General features: G+C 70.4%; 14 protein-coding genes. 6 read left to right on the top strand and 8 right to left on the bottom strand.

Annotated features, from left to right (window positions below; genetic code table 11):
• The first annotated feature begins 27 nt into the window (after positions 1 to 27).
• The 4 genes from odhB (at position 28) to sucD (ending at position 5,263) form a co-directional block, all read left to right on the top strand.
• Positions 28 to 1,596 (top strand): 2-oxoglutarate dehydrogenase complex dihydrolipoyllysine-residue succinyltransferase, encoded by a 1,569-nt coding sequence (gene odhB / locus C9F13_RS03380; RefSeq protein WP_108444800.1) that lies wholly within the window; start codon positions 28 to 30, stop codon positions 1,594 to 1,596.
• A gap of 49 nt (positions 1,597 to 1,645) precedes the next feature.
• Positions 1,646 to 3,085, top strand: a complete 1,440-nt coding sequence (gene lpdA / locus C9F13_RS03375; RefSeq protein ID WP_108444799.1) for a dihydrolipoyl dehydrogenase — start codon at positions 1,646 to 1,648, stop codon at positions 3,083 to 3,085.
• A 139-nt stretch (positions 3,086 to 3,224) separates the two neighbouring features.
• A complete protein-coding gene (gene sucC / locus C9F13_RS03370; RefSeq protein WP_089847805.1) occupies positions 3,225 to 4,391 on the top strand; it encodes an ADP-forming succinate--CoA ligase subunit beta in 1,167 nt (388 codons plus the stop codon).
• The gene (gene sucD, locus C9F13_RS03365; protein WP_108444798.1) at positions 4,391 to 5,263 is read left to right on the top strand and encodes a succinate--CoA ligase subunit alpha; all 873 of its coding nucleotides are present in this window, start codon (positions 4,391 to 4,393) and stop codon (positions 5,261 to 5,263) included. The genes sucC and sucD overlap by 1 nt, the downstream gene beginning before the upstream one ends.
• Before the next feature lie 68 nt (positions 5,264 to 5,331).
• Here the strand turns inward: sucD and C9F13_RS17755 are convergent, their stop codons facing one another.
• Together C9F13_RS17755 and C9F13_RS17425 are read right to left on the bottom strand one after the other, a co-directional pair.
• The gene (locus C9F13_RS17755) at positions 5,332 to 7,530 is read right to left on the bottom strand and encodes a cellulose binding domain-containing protein (RefSeq protein ID WP_157955159.1); all 2,199 of its coding nucleotides are present in this window, start codon (positions 7,528 to 7,530) and stop codon (positions 5,332 to 5,334) included.
• Positions 7,527 to 7,799: a hypothetical protein gene (locus C9F13_RS17425; RefSeq protein WP_157955158.1), complete on the bottom strand. Its 273-nt coding sequence runs from the start codon at positions 7,797 to 7,799 to the stop codon at positions 7,527 to 7,529. The genes C9F13_RS17755 and C9F13_RS17425 overlap by 4 nt, the downstream gene beginning before the upstream one ends.
• Before the next feature lie 59 nt (positions 7,800 to 7,858).
• Between C9F13_RS17425 and C9F13_RS03355 the strand changes: the two genes are divergently transcribed.
• Both C9F13_RS03355 and C9F13_RS03350 read left to right on the top strand, forming a co-directional pair.
• Positions 7,859 to 9,595, top strand: coding sequence for a type I secretion system permease/ATPase (locus C9F13_RS03355; protein ID WP_170121122.1), 1,737 nt, complete (start codon positions 7,859 to 7,861; stop codon positions 9,593 to 9,595).
• Entirely contained in the window at positions 9,592 to 10,914 is a 1,323-nt protein-coding gene (locus C9F13_RS03350) for an HlyD family type I secretion periplasmic adaptor subunit (RefSeq protein ID WP_108444797.1), read from the top strand. The genes C9F13_RS03355 and C9F13_RS03350 overlap by 4 nt, the downstream gene beginning before the upstream one ends.
• A gap of 11 nt (positions 10,915 to 10,925) precedes the next feature.
• On the opposite strand, the gene gpgF is transcribed toward C9F13_RS03350, so the two are convergent.
• From gpgF to C9F13_RS03320, 6 genes are all read right to left on the bottom strand, one after another.
• A complete protein-coding gene (gene gpgF, locus C9F13_RS03345) occupies positions 10,926 to 11,954 on the bottom strand; it encodes a glucosaminyl phosphatidylglycerol flippase (RefSeq protein ID WP_108444796.1) in 1,029 nt (342 codons plus the stop codon).
• Positions 11,951 to 13,075 (bottom strand): N-acetylglucosaminyl phosphatidylglycerol synthase, encoded by a 1,125-nt coding sequence (gpgS, locus tag C9F13_RS03340; protein WP_108444795.1) that lies wholly within the window; start codon positions 13,073 to 13,075, stop codon positions 11,951 to 11,953. Before gpgS ends, gpgF begins: the two co-directional genes overlap by 4 nt.
• 137 nt (positions 13,076 to 13,212) lie before the next feature.
• On the bottom strand, positions 13,213 to 15,153 hold the full coding sequence (locus C9F13_RS03335) for an exoribonuclease II (RefSeq protein WP_108444794.1): 1,941 nt from the start codon (positions 15,151 to 15,153) through the stop codon (positions 13,213 to 13,215).
• Positions 15,154 to 15,284: 131 nt separating this feature from the next.
• Positions 15,285 to 15,725 (bottom strand): universal stress protein, encoded by a 441-nt coding sequence (locus C9F13_RS03330; RefSeq protein ID WP_108444793.1) that lies wholly within the window; start codon positions 15,723 to 15,725, stop codon positions 15,285 to 15,287.
• 82 nt (positions 15,726 to 15,807) lie between these two features.
• Complete coding sequence (locus C9F13_RS03325) at positions 15,808 to 16,881, bottom strand: TIGR01620 family protein (protein WP_245888692.1); 1,074 nt, start codon at positions 16,879 to 16,881, stop codon at positions 15,808 to 15,810.
• Positions 16,878 to 18,272, bottom strand: a complete 1,395-nt coding sequence (locus C9F13_RS03320; RefSeq protein WP_108444791.1) for a YcjX family GTP-binding protein — start codon at positions 18,270 to 18,272, stop codon at positions 16,878 to 16,880. The genes C9F13_RS03325 and C9F13_RS03320 overlap by 4 nt, the downstream gene beginning before the upstream one ends.
• Positions 18,273 to 18,382 lie beyond the last annotated feature (110 nt).

The raw sequence follows: 18,382 nt of genomic DNA, 5'->3' as shown, positions 1-18,382 counted from the left end.
CGAGAGAGAACATACAAGGGATACGACATGGCTACCGATATCAAGGCACCCACCTTTCCGGAATCCGTTGCCGAAGGCAGCGTGGCCGCCTGGCACAAGAAGCCCGGCGACAGCGTCGAGCGTGACGAGCTGATCGTCGAGATCGAGACCGACAAGGTGGTGCTCGAGGTCGTGGCTCCCGAGGCCGGCACCCTCTCCGAGGTGCTGGTGGAAGAGGGCGACACCGTGGAGTCCGAGCAGCTGCTGGGTCGCCTCGGCGCGGGTGAGGCCAAGGGCGAGACCCAGGACGAGACCAAGGACGAGGCGCCGGCTGACAGCCAGGACGCGCCGAAGCGCGAGGCCAAGGCCGAGGCGCCGGCCGCCGGCGGCAAGACCCACGAGGTCAAGGCCCCGACCTTCCCCGAGTCCATCCAGGAAGGCACCGTGGCCAGCTGGGCCAAGCAGGTCGGCGAGGAGGTCAAGCGCGACGAGGTGCTGGCCGAGATCGAGACCGACAAGGTGGTCCTCGAGGTCGTCGCCCCGGCCGACGGTGCGCTCACCGAGATCCAGGCCGAGGAGGGCAGCCAGGTGACCTCCGAGCAGGTGCTGGCCACCTTCACCGAGGGCGCCGGCGGCGGCTCCAAGCCGGCCACCACGGGCGAGGAGAAGCCGGCGGCCTCCGCCGATGACGGCGCCAGCGACGAGAAGGTCGGTGGCAAGATCCTCGCGCCGGCCGCCCGCAAGCTGGTCGCCGAGCATGACGTCGACGTCGAGAAGATCGAGGGTACCGGCAAGGGTGGCCGGATCCTCAAGGAGGACGTGCAGAGGGCCGTGAAGGACGGCAGTGCCAAGAAGGCGGCCAAGCCGGCCGGTGGTGCCCAGGCCGCCGCCGCGGCGGCCCCGGTCGTCGAGGGCGAGCGCCCCGAGAAGCGCGTGCCGATGAGCCGCCTGCGCCAGACCATCGCCAAGCGCCTGGTCCAGGCCCAGCAGACCGCCGCCATGCTCACCACCTACAACGAGGTGGACATGAGCGCGGTGATGGAGCTGCGCGCGCAGTACAAGGAGACCTTCCAGAAGGCCCACGACGTCAAGCTCGGCTTCATGGGCTTCTTCGTCAAGGCCGCCTCCGAGGCCCTCAAGCGCTTCCCGGACGTCAACGCCTCCATCGACGGCACCGACATCGTCTACCACGGCTACCAGGACATCGGCGTGGCGGTCTCCACCGACCGCGGCCTGGTCGTGCCGGTGCTGCGCGACACCGACAGCATGAAGATCGCCGACGTCGAGAAGGGCATCGTCGACTTCGGCAAGCGGGCCCGTGACGGCAAGCTCGGCATCGACGAGATGCAGGGCGGCACCTTCACCATCACCAACGGCGGCACCTTCGGCTCGCTGATGTCGACGCCGATCCTCAACCCGCCGCAGACCGCGATCCTGGGCATGCACAAGATCCAGGAGCGTCCGATGGCCGTGAACGGCAAGGTCGAGATCCGCCCGATGATGTACCTGGCCGTCTCCTACGATCACCGCATGATCGACGGCAAGGACGCGGTCCGCTTCCTGGTGACCATCAAGGAACTGCTCGAAGACCCGGCACGCCTGCTGCTCGACATCTGATTCGCGAAGCCGGCAACGTCTTCCAGCAACAAGCCACAAAGGAGCCAACATGGCTGACAAGTTTGATGTGATCGTGATCGGCGCGGGCCCCGGCGGCTACGTGGCCGCCATTCGTGCCGCCCAGATGGGCCTGAAGACCGCCTGCGTCGAGAAGTGGATCGGCAAGGAAGGCAAGGTCGTGCACGGCGGCACCTGCCTCAACGTGGGCTGCATCCCGTCCAAGGCGCTGCTCGAGGCCTCCCACAAGTTCGTCGAGGCCAAGCACGACTTCGACGACATGGGCATCCAGGCCGGTGACGTCACCATGGACGTCAAGAAGATGATGGCCCGCAAGGACAAGATCGTGAAGAACCTGACCGGCGGCATCTCCGGTCTGTTCAAGGCCAACGGCGTCACCGCCATCGAGGGCACCGGCAAGGTGACCGGCAACAAGCAGGTCGAGGTCACCGACCGCGACGGCAACGCGACCACCTACGAGGCCGACAACATCGTCGTGGCCGCCGGCTCCGTGCCGGTCGAGATCCCGCCGACCCCGCTGAAGGAAGGCCTGGTGGTCGATTCCACCGGCGCCTTGGAATTCCAGGAGACCCCGAAGCGCCTGGGCGTGATCGGCGCCGGCGTCATCGGCCTGGAGCTCGGCAGCGTGTGGAACCGCCTGGGCTCCGAGGTCACCGTGCTCGAGGCCATGGACAGCTTCCTGCCGATGGTCGACGGCCCCGTCGCCAAGGAGACCCAGAAGCTGCTCAAGAAGCAGGGCCTGGACATCAAGCTGGGCGCGCGCGTGACCGGCTCCGAGGTCAAGGGTGAGGAAGTCGTCGTCAAGTACGCCGACGCCGACGGCGACCAGGAGATCACCTTCGACAAGCTGATCGTCTGCGTCGGCCGCAAGCCCTACACCCAGGGCGTGATCGCCGACGGCGTGGGCGTCGACACCGACGAGCGCGGCTTCATCCACGTAGACGACCAGTGCCGCACCAGCGTGCCGGGCGTCTACGCCATCGGCGACTGCGTGCGCGGCCCGATGCTCGCGCACAAGGCCTCCGAAGAGGGCATCATGGTCGCCGACATCATCGCCGGCCATAAGGCCGAGATGAACTACGACGCCATCCCCAACGTCATCTACACCTTCCCCGAGGTGGCGTGGGTCGGCATGACCGAGCAGGACGCCAAGGCGGCCGGCATCGAGGTCAAGGTCGGCGCCTTCCCGTTCGCGGCCAGCGGCCGGGCCATGGCCAACAACGCCACCGAGGGCATGGCGCGCATCATCGCCGACGCCGAGACCGATCGCGTGCTGGGCGTGCACATCGTCGGCCAGCATGCCGGCGAGATGATCGCCCAGGGCGTCATCGCGCTCGAGTTCGGCTCCAGCGCCGAGGACCTGGCGCTGACCTGCTACGCGCACCCGACCATGTCGGAAGCGGTGCACGAGGCGGCGCTGGCCGTCGAGGGCCATGCCATCCACATGGCCAACCGCAAGAAGAAGAAGTAAGGACAACAAGCGCCACCGCCAGGTGGCGCATCGCTTCCGACCATGTATCGGAAGCGAACGGTGGTGACACGCTGCCCGCCACCCCGAGGCGTCGGGCCGTGTCACCGTTCGAGTCACATGCAACCAATGGCATGAATCGATGAACCTTCACGAGTATCAGAGCAAGCAGCTGTTTGCCGATTACGGCCTGCCGGTGTCCAAGGGCTTCGCCGTCGACACCCCCGAGGAGGCCGCCGAGGCCTGCAAGAAGATCGGTGGCGACATGTGGGTGGTCAAGGCCCAGGTCCACGCCGGTGGCCGCGGCAAGGCCGGTGGCGTCAAGCTGATCAAGGATCCGGAAGAGGCCAAGACCTTCGCCGAATCCTGGCTGGGCAAGAACCTGGTGACCTTCCAGACCGACGAGAAGGGTCAGCCCGTCACCAAGATCCTGGTCGAGACCTGCACCGACATCGCCAACGAGCTCTATCTCGGCGCCGTGGTCGATCGCGGCACCCAGCGCGTGGTCTTCATGGCCTCCACCGAAGGCGGCGTGGAGATCGAGAAGGTCGCGGAAGAGACCCCCGAGAAGATCCTCAAGGCCGAGATCGACCCGCTGGTCGGCGCGCAGCCCTACCAGGCGCGTGAACTGGCCTTCGCCCTGGGCCTCGAAGGCGCCCAGGTGAAGCAGTTCACCAAGATCTTCCTGGGCCTGTCCAAGCTGTTCCACGACAAGGACCTGGCGCTGCTCGAGATCAACCCGCTGGTGGTGACCGACGAAGGCAACCTGCACTGCCTCGACGCCAAGATCGGTCTGGACGGCAACGCCCTCTACCGTCATCCGGACCTGCAGGCGATGCGCGACCCGTCCCAGGAAGACGCGCGCGAAGCCGAGGCCGCGGCCTGGGACCTCAACTACGTGGCCCTGGACGGCAACATCGGCTGCATGGTCAACGGCGCCGGCCTGGCGATGGGCACCATGGACATCGTCAACCTGAACGGCGGCAGCCCGGCCAACTTCCTCGACGTGGGCGGCGGTGCCACCAAGGAGCGCGTGGCGGAAGCGTTCAAGATCATCCTGTCCGACGACAACGTCAAGGCCGTGCTGGTCAACATCTTCGGCGGCATCGTGCGCTGCGACATGATCGCCGAGGGCATCATCGGTGCCGTCGAGCAGGTCGGTGTCAACGTGCCGGTGGTGGTGCGTCTGGAAGGTAACAACGCCGAGCTGGGTGCCGAGAAACTGGCCTCCAGCGGTCTGAACATCATCGCTGCTACCAGCCTGACCGATGCGGCTCAGCAGGTCGTCAAGGCAGCGGAGGGCAAGTAATGAGCATCCTGATCGACAAGAACACCAAGGTCATCTGCCAGGGCTTCACCGGCGGACAGGGGACCTTCCATTCCGAGCAGGCGATCGCCTACGGCACCCAGATGGTCGGCGGCGTGACCCCGGGCAAGGGCGGCCAGGAGCACCTGGGCCTGCCGGTGTTCAACACCGTCAAGGAAGCCGTCGAGCAGACCGGCGCCGAGGCCAGCGTGATCTACGTGCCGGCCCCGTTCTGCAAGGATTCCATCCTGGAAGCCGCCAACGCCGGCATCAAGCTGATCGTCTGCATCACCGAGGGCATCCCGACCCTGGACATGCTCGACGTCAAGGTGAAGTGCGACGAGCTGGGCGTGCGCCTGATCGGCCCGAACTGCCCCGGCGTGATCACCCCGGGCGAGTGCAAGATCGGCATCATGCCGGGCCACATCCACAAGCCCGGCAAGGTCGGTATCGTGTCGCGCTCCGGCACCCTGACCTATGAAGCCGTCAAGCAGACCACCGATCACGGCTTCGGCCAGTCCACCTGCGTGGGCATCGGCGGCGACCCGATCCCGGGCTCCAACTTCATCGACATCCTCGAGATGTTCGAGAAGGACCCGGCGACCGAGGCGATCGTGATGATCGGCGAGATCGGCGGCACCGCCGAGGAAGAGGCCGCGGCCTACATCAAGGAGCACGTCTCCAAGCCGGTGGTCTCCTACATCGCCGGCGTGACCGCGCCTCCGGGCAAGCGCATGGGCCATGCCGGGGCGATCATCGCCGGCGGCAAGGGCACCGCGGACGAGAAGTTCGGCGCCCTCGAGGCGGCGGGCGTCAAGACCGTGCGTTCCCTGGCCGAGATCGGCGATGCCCTGAAGGTCGCCACCGGCTGGTAAGCCGCGACACCTTCAGCATCGAAAAGGGCACCCTCGGGTGCCCTTTTTCGTGGGCGCCCGGTGGCGTGTCAGCCGGCTATCTCCTCGACGCTGGTGTTGCCCAGCCCCAGGACCTGGACGTCCAGGGCCTCGCCCGAGGCGTCCTGGGCGCTCATCTCGGCGGGCAGGGCGTCTTCGCCGTACGCCTTGAAGGCAAAGCGCCAGCTCTCTCCCGGGGCGAGGGTCAGCTCGCCGTCGTCCCGGACCCGGTAGCCTTCGGACCCCTCGAGGAGATCGCCGTTCCACAGGGTCTCGATCTCGGCGGGCAGATCGAAGCCCAGCTCCGGGTCGATGATGTCGTCATCCGAGACGTTCTCGACGAAGAGCTCGGCCACGTAGCCCGAGGACCACTGGCTGGTGAGGTTGCCGCTGACCAGAAGCTCGGCGTCGTCGTCCAGCAGTGCCGGCCTTGCTCCCCCCTTGCCGAGGATCTCCAGGGGCTGGCCGTCCTCGGTGCGGGCCGCGAGGTGGGACGGTGGCGTCTCGTCCCCGTAGGCCTTGTAGGAGAAGCGCCAGCTCTCCCCGGCGGCGAGCACGCCGTCGCTGTCGTCCCGCACCCAGTAGCGGTCGGCCTCCCGGGTGACGTCGCCGTTCCACAGGGTGTCGATCGTGGCGTCCAGCGCGAAGCCTATCTCCGGGTTGAGGATGTCGTCTGCGGAGACGTTCTCGACGAACACCTCGGCGACATGGCCCGAGGACCAGCTGCTGGTGACCTGGCTGGTGATCTTCAGGGCCGGGTCGTCGCCGCCACCGCTGAGGATCTCCTCGGGGCGGGGCATCGCCATGGGTGTGCCCTGGAAGGCGTTCCCCGAGGCGAGATGCAGGGTGGTGCCGTCGCCGAAGACCGCGAACTCCATGTCGGTGAGGGTGTCGTGGCTGCCCTGGCCGGTGATGATGACTCCCTGCTCGGCGAACTGGATCTGGTGGTCCGCGTAGTCGCCGGTGTAGCGGGCCGTGTCGATGCCCTGGCCGCCGTCGAGCGTGTCGGTGCCGTCGTACCAGTCGTCGCCGGGCCCGCCCTGGAGGACGTCATCGCCGCGCCCTCCCGACAGGGTGTCGTGGCCCAGGCCGCCATGGAGGTAGACGCCGTCGTCGGAGCCCTGGACCTCGTCACCGCGCCGTGAGCCGATCAGGTAGTCGAAGACCACCTCGTTGGCCTCGGGATCGGTGGGGGCGCCGAAGCTCTCGCCGTCCCGGTTGACGTAGAGCGCCGCTGACAGGGCGTCGGCATCCGGGTCCCGGATGGAGCTCAGGACGCGGACGCTGTTGTCGTGATCGCGACCGCCGTGGAAGTTGATGTCGCGGTCGGTGGCGACGATCTGGACCTCGTTGCCCATCGAGGAGCGCCAGGAGGCGAAGACCAGGCTGTGGCGCATGCCGCTGTCCTCGAGCCCGGTGAATTGGCCGTCGTAGCTCTCGTGCAGCTCATAGGCATAGCCGTTGCCGCCGCTCCCCTTATTGAAGGCGCCATGGGCCTCGATGTTCTCGGCGACGGGGTCCAGGGTCTTGGAGAAGCGAAAGGCGGTGGAGGGACCGTCATGGACCTGGATATCCGCGAGGTCGCTGTTCACCGTGCCTTCCAGGTAGAGCGCCCGGTAGTGGGTCAGGTCGTCCTCGGTGTTCGAGAAATCGCCGGCATCGGCCTCGCCGAGCTCGAAGCCGACGCTGAAGCCCTTCAGGCCGACGTTGTCCACCGTGTCGAGCCGCTCCACCTCGGCCGTGCCCGACTGGAAATCGAAGCGGACACCGCGATCGAGGGTGACCTCGTTGCCCTCGATGGCGACGACCTTGGCCATGCTGGTGCGCAGTTCCGCGTTCTCCACCTTGCGCCAGCCGCTGTCGCCGATCTCGTCGAGGAAGGCATCGTCGTTGTCCTGCCAGATCCGCAGGGTGTCGCCGACGGCTATCTCCTGGGTGTCGTGCAGCGTCAGGCGTCGTGCGCCCTCTGCGGCGTCGGCGGCAAGCGCCCCGAGGTCGGTGTTCTCGCTGCCATCCACGTGGATCGCGTAGTCATCGTTTCGCGACAGGGCCGTGTCGGTGAAGGTCAGTCGCGTGTCGTCGCTCCCCGCGCCCACCAGGGAGACGTCGGAGCGGTCGATGGTGATGGCGTCGTCGAACCTGAAGTCGCCGGCGGCGAGCTTCACCGTCGTGTCGGGCGCCGCCTCACGGATCAAAGCCTCGAGTTCCTCGGCGGTGATGTTCGTGTCAACCTCGATGGTTGAGCTCATGCAATGCCTCCTTTGCGTCTTGATTCTGCGACACCATTTTCGGCCGATATCGCCGGATTTCCTGGGATGATTCTTCGAAAATCCGATTCAATGATGTCGTCGATCAGAGACGGTTTTGGCAGGTTGAAGATGGAGATGGTGGCGGTTAAGGTGCCGCACATTCCGTGATAAGACACGGCTTTTTCAGTGTTATACACGGCGTCGAAAGGCGTCAACGGCGCGCCGGCAATGCCCCGGAACAGGCGCGGGTGACGGTCGACGATCGGCATGTCGGAAGCAGGGAGGTGGCGGGATGCCGGGGCGCAACGCCTGGTGTCCGGATAGCGTTATGGCGTCTGACTCGAACACCACACTGCGGCGTGCGCTTGGCAGCTGTCGCGGCTCCCTGCTCTGGGTGGCCGGCTTCAGTTTGTGCCTCAACCTGCTGATGCTGACGCCGGCCCTCTACATGCTCCAGGTCTACGATCGTGTGATCACCACCGGCAGCGAGGAGACCCTGCTGCTGCTCACCTTGGTGGTGGTCTTCTTGTTCCTGGTGGTCGGCGGCCTGGAGTGGGTGCGGGCGGGCATCCTGGTCCGTCTCGGCAACCGCCTCGACGCCTGGGTCAACGAGCCGCTCCATGCGGCGATGTTCCGGCGGAGCCTTCGCCATCCGGGCGGACAGGCCGCCTGGCCGCTGGACGACCTGGCGACCCTGCGCCAGGGACTGGCCGGGGGAGGGCTGCTGGCCTTCTTCGATGTGGCCTGGGTGCCGGTCTATCTCGCCCTGCTGTATCTGTTCGATCCCTGGTTCGGCGCCTTTGCCAGCCTCGCCGGGGTCATCCTGGTGACGCTGGTCGTGGTCAGCGACAGGGCCACGCGGGGGCTGCTGGACGAAGCGGGACGCGAGCAGAGCCGGGCCCGGGAGCTGACCGCCGGCAACCTGCGCAATGCCGAGGCGCTCGAGGCGATGGGCATGCGCTCGAGCATCGCCGCCCCCTGGCTGGTGCGCCATCGGGCCAGCCTGTGGCTGCAGTCCCGGGCCAGCGACCGGGCGGCCATGCTCTCGAGCCTGACCCGGGCCCTGCGCCTGCTGCTGCAGTCGCTGATCCTGGGGCTCGGCGCCCTGCTGGTGATCGAGGAGCGCATCACCCCGGGGATGATGATCGCCGGCTCGATCCTGCTGGGCCGGGTGCTGTCGCCGGTGGATCAGCTGGTCGGCAGCTGGCGCGGCATCGTCGGGGCGCGCGCCGCCTACCGTCGCCTCGAGAGGGTGCTGCGCGATCAGCCGCCCGCGACGCCGGCCATGTCGCTGCCGCCGCCCGCGGGCCGGTTGGCCCTGGAGGCCGTGACAGCCGGCGCTCCCGGAGGGCAGCGGCCCGTGGTGACCGACATCGACCTGCGCCTCGAGCCCGGCGAGCAGCTCGGCATCATCGGCCCCAGCGCCTCGGGCAAGTCGACCCTGGCGCGGCTGGCGTTGGGCGTCTGGCCGGCCTGGGACGGCTGCGTGCGCCTGGATGGCGCGGATATCGCCCGCTGGGATCGCGAGGCGCTGGGCCCCCACCTCGGCTACCTGCCGCAGGACGTCGAGCTGTTCAGCGGCACCATCGGCGAGAACATCGCCCGCTTTGCCAGCGTCGATGGCGACCGGGTCATCGAGGCCGCCCGCCGCGCCGGCGTGCACGAGATGATCCTGCGGCTTCCTGATGGCTATGACACCCGCATCGAGGCGAGCGGCGGGGTGCTCTCCGCCGGTCAGCGCCAGCGCATCGGCCTGGCCCGTGCGCTCTACGGCAAGCCTGCCCTGGTCGTGCTGGACGAGCCCAACAGCAACCTCGATCATCGTGGCGAACGGGCCCTCGCCGGGGCCATGGACGCCCTGCGGCAGGAGGGCGTCACCCTGCTGGTCATCAGCCACCGCACGGGCGTGCTGCGCCGGGTCGACCGCCTGCTGGTGCTGGAGGGCGGACGCGTGCGGCTGTTCGGTCCGCGGGACCGCGTGCTGGCGCGAATGGCGGGACGCGATGGCGAGGGGAGCGCCCGAGAGGTCGCGCGGCGCCCGTCCGGCCAGGGAGAGCGCTCATGAGGCCCGCTTCGGCCGGCGCGTCTTCCCGGCGGCCGCCGGTCGGCGACCGTCGCCATCGCGGCCTTGGGCTGGTGCTGGTGCTGGTCTGCCTGGGCGGTTTCGGCGGCTTTGCCGTCACGGCCGAGCTCGCCGTCTCGGTCATCGCCCCGGGACGGGTCACGGTCGCCTCCGCCAAGAAGACGGTCCAGCACCTCGAGGGAGGCATCGTCCGGCGGCTCGAGGTCGAGGAGGGCGATCGCGTCGAGAAGGGCGAGCCGCTGCTGGTGCTGGATGACACCCGGGTCGAGTCGCGCCTGCAGATCGCCCGCTCCCAGTACCTGATCAACCGCGCGGCCGAGGCCCGCCTGATGGCCGAGCAGGCCGGCCAGGAGACGCTGCGCTTCCCCCCCGAGCTGCGCGATCCCGGGGAGGCGCGGCTGGAACAGCTGGTGGCGGTGCAGCGCGGCCTCTTCCATGCCCGCCGGGAGGCCCTCGACGGGGCCCTGGCCTCGCTGGACCAGCAGACGGAGCAGCTGCACCGGCGCATCGAGGGGCGCGAGTCGATGATCCGGGTCAGTCGCGAGCAGCTGGCCTCGCTGCGCGAGGATGCCGAGGCCTACCGCTCGCTGTTCAAGGACGGCCTGGGCGACAATCGCCGCCTGCGCGAGCTGGAGCGGGAGATCCTGCAGTACCAGGGTGAGATCGAGCAGCATCGCACCGAGATCGCCCGCCTGCGCTCCCGGATCAGCGAGAACGACCTGCAGAAGCGGGTGCGCGTCCAGGAGTTCCGCCAGGAGGTGGGGGAGCGGTTGCGCGAGACCCGGCGGCAGATCGCCGACGCCGAGGAGCGCCTGACGGCGCTGCGTGACCAGCGTCGCCGCACCACCCTCACGGCGCCGGTGGCGGGGACGGTGGTGGGGCTGGCGGTGCATACCCGGGGCGCGGTGATCGCGCCGGGCACCACGATCCTGGAGATCGTCCCCCGGGGCGAGGCCCTCGTCGTCGAGGCGCGGGTCGCCGACCGGGACGTCGATCATGTCTACCCGGGGCAGCCTGCCGAGATCCGCTTCAGCGCCTTCAACCGAGGGCGCTCGCGGGTCATCGAGGGCACCGTGCGGCGGGTCTCCGCCGACAGCTTCGTGGACGAGGCCACGGGGGAGCGCTACTACGAGGTGCGGGTTCGGGTGAGCGAGGACGAACGAAAGACGATGCCCGAGACGATGCGCCTGATGGCCGGCATGCCGGCCGAGGTCCACCTGCAGACCGCCAGCCGGACGCTGGCCAGCTACCTGGCCAAGCCGGTCACCGACATGCTGGCCCGGGCCCTGCGCGCCGACTGAGGCGCCCGGGATCAGGCCCTGCGCCGGGCATGACCCCGTCGCAGCGCGCGGCCGAGCAGGACCAGGAAGATCGGCGCCCCGGCGAGCAGGTAGAGGTGGTAGCTGACCAGGCGCCAGATCACCACGGCGGCGGCGGCCTGGTCGCGCGCCATCAGCGGCATCAGCAGGGCGCCGACGCTCAGCTCGGCGGTGCCGGCGCCGCCGGGCAGCACGCTGAACTGGCTGGCCGCCATGGCCAGCATCTGCACCACGAAGGTCCAGGCCCAGTCGTCCAGCGCCGCGCCCTGGCCGGCGATGCCGAGAACGGCCAGATAGAGCAGGCTGTAGCGCAGCAGCCAGTGCAGGCCGCAGAGCGCGAAGATCGCCGCCAGCACCCGCGGCGGCAGGCGCAGGGTGGCGATCAGGGTGCGGCGACCGCTCAGCAGCTGGCGGGCGATGCGACGCCGCCGCCCGGGGCCCGGCCAGGAGAGCCAGGGGCGGCCCCGCAGCAGCCAGGGCAGCCCGGCCAGTATCGCGCCCAGGCCGAGCAGCAGCAGGCCGAGGCCGAGCAGCGCGGCGCCGATCAGCGTGCGATGCGGCCAGTCGATGGCGCCGACCAGGGTCGCGACGACCAGCAGCGCGAGCATCAGGGCGAAGAACAGCAGGTCGCAGCACTGATCGACCAGGTAGATGGCCGAGGCCCGCGCCGGAGGATAGCCGCGCCGGGCCAGCAGCAGCAGGAAGGTGGCGGCACCGCCGGTCCCTCCCGGCGTGGCGCACAGCGCGAACTTGGCGGCCATCTCGAGGGCCAGGGCGCCACGCTGCCCCAGGCGCCCGGCGCGCCCCGCGAGCAGCAGCCGCCAGCGGGCGGCATTGAGGTTCCAGCACAGCACGGCGATGCCGACCATCAGGGCCAGCAGGGCGCCGGGGAAGTCGCCGAGCGCGCCGAGGGTTCCTCCGCCGCCCAGCCACCAGGGCACCAGCAGAGGTGCGAGCAGCGCCAGGCCCAGCAGGCCCAGGTGCCGCCAGCGCCAGGCGATCGCGGCGGCGGGCCCGGTCATGCCCGCTCGGCACGCCTGACGGTGGCACCGGGCACCCCGCCGACCAGGCCGGCGTAGTGACGGCACAGGTCGTCGATGACCTGCTCCCAGTGGAAGTGGCGCTCCACGTGGCGTCGCGCGTGGCGACCCATGGCGGGGGGATCGTTGAGGAAGAGCTCCCGCACGGCGCGGGCCATGTCGTCGGGGTCGCCGGGGCGGCAGAGAACCCCGGCCCCCAGCGGCACGTACTCCCTGAGCGCACCCGCCCGGGCCGCCACCACCGGCACGCCGCAGGCCATCGCCTCCTGGGCCACCAGGCCGAAGGTCTCGCGGGTGCCGGCATGCAGCATGGCATCGGCGCTGGCCAGTGCCCGGGCCACCTCGGTGGGAGGGCAGTAGCGGGGCACCACGCTGACGTTGCCGGGCGCCCGGCTCGGCATGCCGGGCCCCATCAGCAGCAGGTGATACGCCTCCCCCAGACGGGCCATGGTGGCCAGCAGCACGTCGACGTGCTTCTCCGGGGAGTGGCGCCCGGCGAAGACCAGCAGGCGCTGGCGGCCGTGCACGCCGAGCGCCCGGCGCAGCGCCGGGTCACGACGGCGGGGATGGAAGGCCTCCAGGTCGACGCCCAGCGGCTGCACCCGCACCCGCTCGACGCCCCAGTCGGCTAGGCGCTCCGCCATGGCGGTGCAGGGCGCCAGCACGCTGTCGAAGCGGCCGTAGAGCTCGCCCACGTAGCGCTGCAGGCGGCGGCGGACCGCGGCCCCGAAGCGGTCGCCCATCAGCCGCGGCAGATCGGAGTGGAAGAAGCCCACCGTGGGCACGCCCAGGGCCTGTCCGGCCTCCACGGCGGCCCAGGCGGTGACGTAGGGGTCGCCGGCCTCGATCAGGTCGGGGGCCATCGCCATCAGGGCATCGCGCCAGGGACGGCGGCGCAGCGGCAAGCGATAGCCCTGGCCGAGGGGAATTCGCGGGGCGGGGAGGGTATGCACCCCACCCAGGGCGCCGCGCTCGGCGCCGGGCACCAGCAGGCTGCCGCGCAGCCCCGGCCGGGCGGCCAGCACGCGCCGCTTGGCCTCGAGGTAGGTGCGCACCCCGCCGCTGGCGGGCGCGTGGAACATGGTGACGTCGACGATGTGCAAGGAGCCCTCCCGGCGCTGGCGTGCCCTGCCAGCCTAGGGCCCTCCTGCGACAGTTTTGCGACAGCGCAACGCAGCACGGCGACCCGAGGGTCGCCGTGCTGCGCGTCGCCTGGCGGGTCATGCCCGCCGGGAGGGGGTCAGACCGCGGGGCGGCCGACCAGCGAGCGGGTCTCCTCGCGGGCCTCGGTGAGCGCCACGCGGATGACGTCGCCGAGCTTGAAGCGCTCCTCGCCCTCGATCTGGATGCGGCCGTCCTTGTCGTCGATTGCCACCTTCTTGCGGTCGCTGTGCATCAGCGGTGCCGGGATGAAGGCGGTGGCGCCGTTGGCGGTCAGGCGCACCCGCATGCCGCCGCGGTTGATGGCGATGATCTCGGCCTCGAAGGTCTCGCCGGCCTCGGCCGCGGGCGTCAGGTAGCGCACGTAGAGCCAGTCCTTGACGTCGCGCTCGGCCATGCGGTTGAGCCGGCGACGCTCGGTGAGCTGCTCGGTCAGCGCCTGGCTGGCCTCGGCCGGAGCCTGCTCGCCCTTGAGCACCCGCTTGATCAGGCGGTGATTGACCATGTCGCCGTACTTGCGGATCGGCGAGGTCCAGGTGGCGTAGGCGGCCAGTCCCAAACCGAAGTGCGGGCCGGGCTGCGCGGACATGCTGGTGAAGCCCTGGAAGCGGCGCAGGCGGGCGTCGAGCCAGGCGTCGTCGCGGCCCTCGAGCTCACGCTTGAGCTCGGTGTAGCGGGAGAGCTCGGTGAGCTGCTCGTGCTCCACCTGGATGTCCTGCTCGGCCAGGAACTCCTGGGCGGCCTCGGCCTTCTCGGGCTCGAAGGCGCGATGCACGTTGAAGATGCCGTGACCGACGTGCTCGGCGAGCAGGTGCGCGCAGCAGGCGTTGGCGGCGATCATCGACTCCTCGATCATGCGGTTGGCGATGCGCCGATGTTCGGTGCGGATGTCCAGCACGTTGCCGGCCTCGTCCAGGTCGAAGACGAAGTCGGGGCGGTCCTTGAACACCAAGGCGTGGGCCGCGCGCCAGGCGCTGCGCGCCTCGGTCATGGCCGCGAGGGCCTTGAGCTGCTCGCCGATCGCTTCCTCCGGCGCCCAGTCGCCCTGGCCCTCGAGCCAGTCGGAGACCCGGTCGTAGGCTAGCTTGGCGTGGGAGCGGGCGGTGGCGGCGAAGAAGCGGTAGTCGCCGAGGCTGCCGTCGGCGCCGATCTCCAAGGTGCAGGCCAGCACCGGCCGGTCCTGGTCCTGCCACAGCGAGCAGAGGTCGTCGGCCAGCTGCTCGGGCAGCATGGTGACGTTCTGGCCCGGCAGGTAGACGGTGAAGGCGCGGGTGCGCGCCTCGAGGTCGGCGGCGTGCCCCTCCTCCACGTAGGCGGTGGGGTCGGCGATGGCCACGGTCAGCGACCAGCCGCCGTCCTCGCGGGGGCGGATGCGCAGGGCGTCATCCATGTCCCGGGTCTTCTCGCCGTCGATGGTGAAGAAGGGCTCGGCGGTCAGGTCCTCGCGCTCGAGGCCCTCGTCGCGCAGCGGCCAGTCGTCGCCGGCGTCCGGGCACTCCTGCTCCAGCGCGTGGCGCGCCAGGGTCACGCGCCACGGCACGGCGGGGTCGTCGGTCTTGGCCACCAGCTCGTCGATCTGGGTGAAGAAGGCGCGATCGTCGGGCTTGAGGGGGTGGCGCACCAGGCGGGCCACCACCCAGTCGCCGTCGGCGATGCTCGCCTCGTCGAGGCTGCGCTTGATGCGCGCCTTGAGCGGGGTGTTCATCGAGGGGTGATCCGGGATCACCGCCAGGCGACCGTCGCGCTTCTGCACGCGGGCGATGAAGCGCTCCATGCCGGTCTCGATCAGGGTATCGGGCTCCACCGACTTCTTGTCGCCCTCCTCGTGGAGGACGGCCGCGACGCGATCGCCGTGCAGCACCTGCTTCATGGCGGGGGGCGGCACGAAATAGGAGTCACCGTCGTCGGTCTCGAGGAAACCGAAGCCCCGGTCGGTGGCCTTGATCACGCCCTCGACGCGAGGGGTGTTGTCGCGGATCTGTTGCTTGAGCTGAGCAAGCGCCGAATTGTTCTGCAGCATGGTCACGATCGGTTGGCGAGTAGGGGGGCCACTATACGGATTCGTGCCCCCGCCGCCAAACGCCGTGGGGCGAGCCCACGGCGAATCAAGCGCTTGCGTCGAGCCCGCCGCGTGCGTCGCGCCGTGCTGCCTCAGCGCACGGTGATCACGCTGCAGTCGGCGGCGTGGCCGACCTTGTGGGAGACGCTGCCGACGATCAGTCCCTTGAGGTCGCCCAGGCCCCGGCTGCCCATGACGATGGCGTCGACGTCGCGCCGCCGCGCCTCGTCGAGGATGGTGCGGGTCGGGTCGCCCTGGGTGATCATCGTCTCGACGTGGCCGATGCCGGCGTCGCGGGCGGCCTGCTCGGCGCGGTCCATGACCTGGCGGCCGGCCGCCTCGAGTTCGGCCTCGGAGGCCTTGAGGTCGACGGCGCCGACGCCCCAGACCATCAGCGTCTCATGGGCGAGCCGCTCGGGGATATGCAGCAGGATCAGTGCCGCCTGCTCCTGCTGGGCCAGCTGGCAGGCCACGTCCAGGGCCTTCTTGGCGTGCTCGGAACCGTCGATGGGCACCAGAATGGAGTGGAACATGACGCGTACCTCCGGGCGAAGACGAGAGTGGGCTACCTACCGCTGAGCCTAGCCCTCTCTCGGAGGGGTGTCATGACCCGGATCAAGGATCGCGGGGCTTCTCCCCGGGGCGCGGTTCGCTGGCCTCCAGGCGCCTCAGCTGGCGCCACAGGTCGCGGCGCAGGTCGGCGAGGCGAGGCGCCTCGTCCGGGGCGAACGCGAGCGGGCGCGCCAGGCGCTGGGTGCGCAGCCCCAGCCGCGCGCCGAGCAGCCCGATGCCGAGCCCCTGGGCGGCGCGGGTCGAGAGCTTGCCGGCCAGGTTCATCGTCAGCATCTCCATGCTGGCCTCGCCGGCGATCTCGCTGGCGCCGGCGAAGGCCATCTGGTAGAGCACGCTGCGCAGCAGCCGCAGGCGCGCCGCGTAGCCGAGCTCTAGACCGTATAGCCGACACAGCCGGTCGACCATCGCCAGGTGACGCCAGGCCACCAGGGCCATGTCGACCAGGGTCAAGGGGCTCACCGCCACCATGATCGCCGTCTCGCCGGACATCCGCGAGATCAGCCGGCTCGCCTCGCGATCCCGGGGGGCGAGCAGGTGGTGGTCGAGCAGGGCCTGAACGTCGCGCCCGTCGTGGTGGGGCTCCCGGGCCGCCAGGAAGGCCTGCCAGTGGGGGTGGTCGTCGTCCAGGGCCAGGTCGCGCCGCAGCCGCTCGGCGAGTGCCTGCGCCTGGGTGGGGGTGGCCTCGGGCAGCGCGGCGAGGCGCTCGCGCAGCTTGGCGTGGCGGGTCAGGCGGCGCAGGCGAGCGAGCTCGCGCGTTAGCGCCGCGCCGCCGAGCCCGATGGCCAGCAGCAGCAGCAGGCTCCAGGCGCCGGCCAGCCAGTCGCCGCCGAGGCTCGCGGCATAGAGGGTGTGGCCGGCCTCCAGCGCGCCCAGGCCCAGGCTTCCGCCGAGCAGCGCGACGAGGCCCCAGCGGCGCTTGCGCGGGCGCATCAGGCCCGCCTCCAGTGCCTGCGTCTCCCGCCGCGCCTGGGGATCCGGCGCGGCCGGCGGTTGGCTCGGCGCCGCGTGATCGAACTGTCGGCCGGGTTGCGGGTCGGCGGGGGGCGCGTCGTCGTGGGCCTCGTCGAGGGAGAAGTGCTCCCCCGGGCGCGGGTCGGGCTCGCGGGGCGACATCATGGCAGCTTGTCTCCGATCAGCCAGTCCAGGGCGGCATCCATGCGGATGTGCGGTAGCGGCGTGCCGGGCTCCCGGGGCAGCGGGCGAAAGGCGGTGAAGGCGAAGCCCTGGCGGGACCAGAAGTCGGCCCGGGGCAGGCGCGCGGGCACCTCGCCGGGAAACAGCAGCCGCGACTCGCCGTCCAGCGTCGTGCCGCGCAGGGCCGGCGAGCGCTGTCCCTGGTGGTGGACTTCGCGGTTCTCGGTGGCGCGAATCGCCGCCAGCGACAGGGCGCGCACCGGCACATCGGCGAAGCGCAGGTCCTTGAGCGGCTCGGCCAGCAGCGCCTCGAGCAGGGCGACCAGGCGGCCATGCTGCTCCGGGGTGACGTGGTCGGCCTTGGTGGCAGCGATGGCCAGGCGGTCGATGCGCGGCGCGAAGAGGCGGGTGAGCAGGCTGCGCCGGCCGTAGTCGAAGCTCTGCATCAGCCGCGACAGCGCCCGGGAGAGATCCTCGAAGCGCTCGGCCCCGGCGTTGAGGGCGCCGAGCACGTCGACCAGCACGATCTGGCGATCGAAGCGCCGGAAGTGCTCGCGGTAGAAGGGGCGCACGATGTGCTGCTGGTAGTGGCGGAAGCGCCGCGCCAGGGTGGCGTAGAGGCTCTCGGCCGGCAGGGCGGCGAGGGCCTCGCGGTCGGCCTCGGCGATGCCGGGCAGCGGGAAGAACTGCAGCACGGGTGCGCCCTCGAGTTCGCCGGGCAGCAGGAAGCGCCCCGGCTGCAGGTCGGCGAAGCCGGCCTCGCGGGCGGCCTTGAGCCCGCTGGCGTAGCGCTCGGCGATCTCGGCCAGGCGAGCCTCGTCGACCTCCTCGGCGGGATCGAGGCCTTCCACCGCCGCCCGCCAGTCGGCGAACAGGGCGGCGCGCTCGCTGCCGCCGTCGTGGCGCTGGGTCTCGCTCCAGCTCAGGTAGTCGTGGTCCAGCAGCGGCAGGTCGAGCAGCCACTCGCCGGGATAGTCGAACAGGTCCAGGGTCAGCTGGCGGGTCTCGCCGCCGAGCAGGCCGCTGCGCGTGGGGCGATAGCGCAGGGTCAGGCGCAGCTCGCTGATGCCGCGGGTCGGTTCGGGCCAGCGCGGCGGCTGCGCGTCCAGGGCCGCCATGGCCTGGTCGTAGGGGAAGCGCGGCACGCCCAGGTCCTGCTGCTGGACCCGGCGGGCGCCGAGCAGCCGTCCCTCCCGGGCGGCCGGCATCAGGTCGAGGCGCGCCTCCAGGCCGGCGTGGCGGAGCTGGGTGACCAGCGAGGTGAGAAAGGCCGTCTTGCCCGCCCGCGACAGGCCGGTGACCGCCAGGCGCAGCTGGCGGTCGCGGCCGCGCTCGAGCAGGTCTTGGAGGTCACGGGGCAGGGAGGGGCGCATCGGGCATCCTGGCAGGTGATTGACGTCGCCCTAATGTGCGGGTCGCGACGGCGACTGACAAGGGACGGTGCGACGAAACGACGCCGCCCGGGGCGGGGCGGCATCGGCGG

The organism is Halomonas denitrificans, from assembly GCF_003056305.1.
GTDB lineage: Bacteria > Pseudomonadota > Gammaproteobacteria > Pseudomonadales > Halomonadaceae > Halomonas > Halomonas denitrificans.
Note: the sequence above shows the minus strand (reverse complement) of the source record. Positions and strands in the feature narration are given on the sequence as shown.

Coding starts and splice junctions, on each gene's coding strand:
- C9F13_RS17425 (WP_157955158.1), bottom strand. CDS start 7,799: ATGCCGATCGTCGACCGTCACCCGCGCCTGTTCCGGGGCATTGCCGGC.
- sucC (WP_089847805.1), top strand. CDS start 3,225: ATGAACCTTCACGAGTATCAGAGCAAGCAGCTGTTTGCCGATTACGGC.
- lpdA (WP_108444799.1), top strand. CDS start 1,646: ATGGCTGACAAGTTTGATGTGATCGTGATCGGCGCGGGCCCCGGCGGC.
- C9F13_RS17755 (WP_157955159.1), bottom strand. CDS start 7,530: ATGAGCTCAACCATCGAGGTTGACACGAACATCACCGCCGAGGAACTC.
- gpgF (WP_108444796.1), bottom strand. CDS start 11,954: ATGACCGGGCCCGCCGCCGCGATCGCCTGGCGCTGGCGGCACCTGGGC.
- C9F13_RS03350 (WP_108444797.1), top strand. CDS start 9,592: ATGAGGCCCGCTTCGGCCGGCGCGTCTTCCCGGCGGCCGCCGGTCGGC.
- C9F13_RS03355 (WP_170121122.1), top strand. CDS start 7,859: ATGGCGTCTGACTCGAACACCACACTGCGGCGTGCGCTTGGCAGCTGT.
- sucD (WP_108444798.1), top strand. CDS start 4,391: ATGAGCATCCTGATCGACAAGAACACCAAGGTCATCTGCCAGGGCTTC.
- C9F13_RS03325 (WP_245888692.1), bottom strand. CDS start 16,881: ATGATGTCGCCCCGCGAGCCCGACCCGCGCCCGGGGGAGCACTTCTCC.
- odhB (WP_108444800.1), top strand. CDS start 28: ATGGCTACCGATATCAAGGCACCCACCTTTCCGGAATCCGTTGCCGAA.
- C9F13_RS03330 (WP_108444793.1), bottom strand. CDS start 15,725: ATGTTCCACTCCATTCTGGTGCCCATCGACGGTTCCGAGCACGCCAAG.
- C9F13_RS03320 (WP_108444791.1), bottom strand. CDS start 18,272: ATGCGCCCCTCCCTGCCCCGTGACCTCCAAGACCTGCTCGAGCGCGGC.
- C9F13_RS03335 (WP_108444794.1), bottom strand. CDS start 15,153: ATGCTGCAGAACAATTCGGCGCTTGCTCAGCTCAAGCAACAGATCCGC.